This is a genomic window from Pontibacterium sp. (genome assembly GCF_041587635.1).
In the GTDB taxonomy this organism is placed as follows: domain Bacteria; phylum Pseudomonadota; class Gammaproteobacteria; order Pseudomonadales; family Balneatricaceae; genus Pontibacterium.
Map to the genome: position 1 here is coordinate 1 of NZ_JBFGYC010000544.1, position 2,726 is coordinate 2,726.

Genomic DNA, 2,726 nt, shown 5'->3' on the forward strand with positions numbered 1-2,726 from the left:
ACAACCGCACCCATAGAGCCGCCCATGAACTGGAACTCAAAGGCCACAGCCACAACCGGCTGACCGTTGAGCTCACCACGCATAGCAACAAGCGCGTCTTTCTCTTCAGTATTTTTCTGAGCCGCCGTCAGACGATCTTTATACTTTTTGGAGTCTTTAAACTTGAGGCGATCCACTGGCTCAACTTCGGCCGCGATTTCAGTACGATTCTGCTCATCCAGGAATACTTCCAAACGCTTACGTGCGCCGAGACGCATGTGGTGATCGCACTTTGGACATACGCTCAGGTTTTTTTCCAGCTCAGGACGATACAGCGGCGCATCACACTTAGGACACTTCTTCCACAAACCTTCCGGGATGTTAGAACGCTTAGTTTCGCTGCGCACCAGAGAGGGAACGATTTTTTCCAGCCAGTTACTCATGTATGTATTTCCAAATCTTTACTAAAGCGTCAGTTCAATCACGCATCCATCGCGGTACGCAGTTCCGCTACGATAGCAGAAACCTGAGCAGGGATATCTTCCTGCTGCTCGACCAACGAGGCAATTTTATTTACCAGTACACTGCCGACGATAACACCGTCTGCAACTTCAGATACTGCCTTTGCAGACTCAGCATCTTTAATTCCGAAGCCAACACCCACAGGCAGGTTTGTATACTTACGTACCACGTCCAGCTTATCGGCTACAGCCTGCACATCCAGAGATGCGGAGCCCGTCACACCTTTTACAGAGACATAGTATAAGTAGCCACTGCCCGCATTACAGACCTGCTCGATACGGCTTTCTTCTGTTGTCGGCGCCAACAGATAAATCGTATCCAAACCATTGGCTTTCATCGCATTGTCAAATTCGCCTTCAGCCTCTTCAGGCGGCAAATCAACGATAAGCGCACCATCAATACCGGCGGCTGCGGCTTGCTCTGCGAAAGATGTATAACCCAGCACTTCAATTGGGTTCAAATAGCCCATCAGCACAACCGGGGTCTGCTGATCTTTCTCTCGAAAGGTTTTCACCATAGCCAATACATCGATCAAACGCGTGTTGTGCTCCAGCGCTCGCTCACACGCCAGCTGAATGGTTGGGCCATCAGCCATTGGATCAGAGAAAGGGATACCCAATTCAATCAGATCGGCACCCGCATCAACCATCGCATGCATCAATGGAACAGTGACACCCGGGGCTGGGTCACCGGCAGTTACATAAGGGATCAGGGCCTGACGGCCCTGCTCTTTCAGGCGTTCAAAACACGCTGCAATTCGATTCATTTCCATTACCGTCCTATTCAGGCCTGAAACTCAGACCTTAATACCGTCGAGCTGTGCGACAGTATGAATATCTTTATCACCACGACCAGACAGGTTCACAACGATGATCTGGTCTTCGTCCATCTCTTTTGCCATCTTCATTGCATGCGCAACAGCGTGACTGGACTCAATTGCCGGCATAATACCCTCAACACGGGTCAGCGTACGGAAAGCATCCATCGCCTCATCGTCATTGATTGCAACGTATTCCGCCCGACCGGTGTCTTTCAGGTAGGAGTGTTCAGGGCCTACACCCGGATAATCCAGACCTGCTGATACAGAGTGAGTACCAATGATCTGACCGGCATCATCTTCCATCAGATAAGTACGGTTACCATGCAGTACGCCGGGACGACCCGCCGTCAGTGGTGCCGCATGCTGTCCGGTTTCAACACCGTAACCACCGGCTTCGACCCCGACCATACGGACATCGCCGTCTTCGATGAACGGATGGAACAACCCAATCGCATTTGAACCACCACCAACACATGCAACCAGCACATCAGGTAAACGACCCGCCTGTTTCAGACACTGATCACGCGCTTCACGGCCAATAACGGACTGGAAATCACGTACCAGCTTTGGATACGGGTGAGGACCTGCAGCAGTACCAATGATATAGAAGGTATCGTCTACGTTGGTGACCCAATCACGCATCGCTTCATTCATTGCGTCTTTCAGCGTGCGCGTACCGGACTCAACAGAGATCACCTCTGCGCCCAGCAGCTTCATGCGATACACATTGAGTGCCTGACGCTGAACGTCTTCAGCACCCATATATACCTGACACTCCAGTCCTAAACGAGCAGCAACTGTCGCCGATGCAACACCGTGCTGTCCGGCACCTGTTTCAGCGATAACACGCGGCTTACCGGTGTATTTCGCCAACAGTGCCTGACCGATAGTGTTATTCACCTTGTGCGCACCGGTGTGGTTCAGATCTTCACGCTTCAGATAGATCTGTGCGCCACCACAAAGCTTTGTCAGGTGGGTCGCATGATACAGCGGTGAAGGACGACCTACGTAATGCGCCAGGTCGTTATCAAATTCGGCCTGAAAGTCTGGGTCTCGCCATAAACGCTCATAGGTCTCCTCCAGCTGTTTCAGGGCAGCCATCAGGGTCTCGGAAACAAAACGACCACCATAGGGACCAAAGTGCCCACGTTCGTCGGGCATCTGCGCAATTGTGGAAAGATCAGTCTTGATAGGCACGGTTAACCTCTTGAGTAAACTTCACTACTTTTTCTTTATCTTTAATCCCTTTGCTGGCTTCTACGCCACCGCTGACATCAACGGCAAAGGGACGCACGGTTTCGACCGCTATACGTATGTTGTCCGGGTTCAGACCACCCGCCAACACAATCGAACTTCTTACTTTTTCTGGTATTCGATCCCAGTCAAAGGATTCGCCTGTTCCGCC

The 2,726-nt window shown here is 51.4% G+C and carries 2 protein-coding genes and 2 pseudogenes; all 4 read right to left on the minus strand.

Annotated elements, in window-relative coordinates; translation table 11 throughout:
* A pseudogene (locus ABYW01_RS18750) lies at window positions 1-422 on the minus strand (acetyl-CoA carboxylase carboxyl transferase subunit beta); the annotation flags it as partial.
* Window positions 423-460: 38 nt separating this feature from the next.
* Window positions 461-1,267, minus strand: coding sequence for a tryptophan synthase subunit alpha (trpA, locus tag ABYW01_RS18755; protein ID WP_193951768.1), 807 nt, complete (start codon window positions 1,265-1,267; stop codon window positions 461-463).
* A gap of 30 nt (window positions 1,268-1,297) precedes the next feature.
* Window positions 1,298-2,482 carry a tryptophan synthase subunit beta gene (trpB, locus tag ABYW01_RS18760; RefSeq protein ID WP_372835809.1) on the minus strand — a complete coding sequence of 395 codons (1,185 nt, stop codon included), beginning with the start codon at window positions 2,480-2,482 and terminating at the stop codon, window positions 1,298-1,300.
* 19 nt (window positions 2,483-2,501) lie between these two features.
* Window positions 2,502-2,726, minus strand: a pseudogene (locus ABYW01_RS18765) (N-(5'-phosphoribosyl)anthranilate isomerase); the annotation flags it as partial.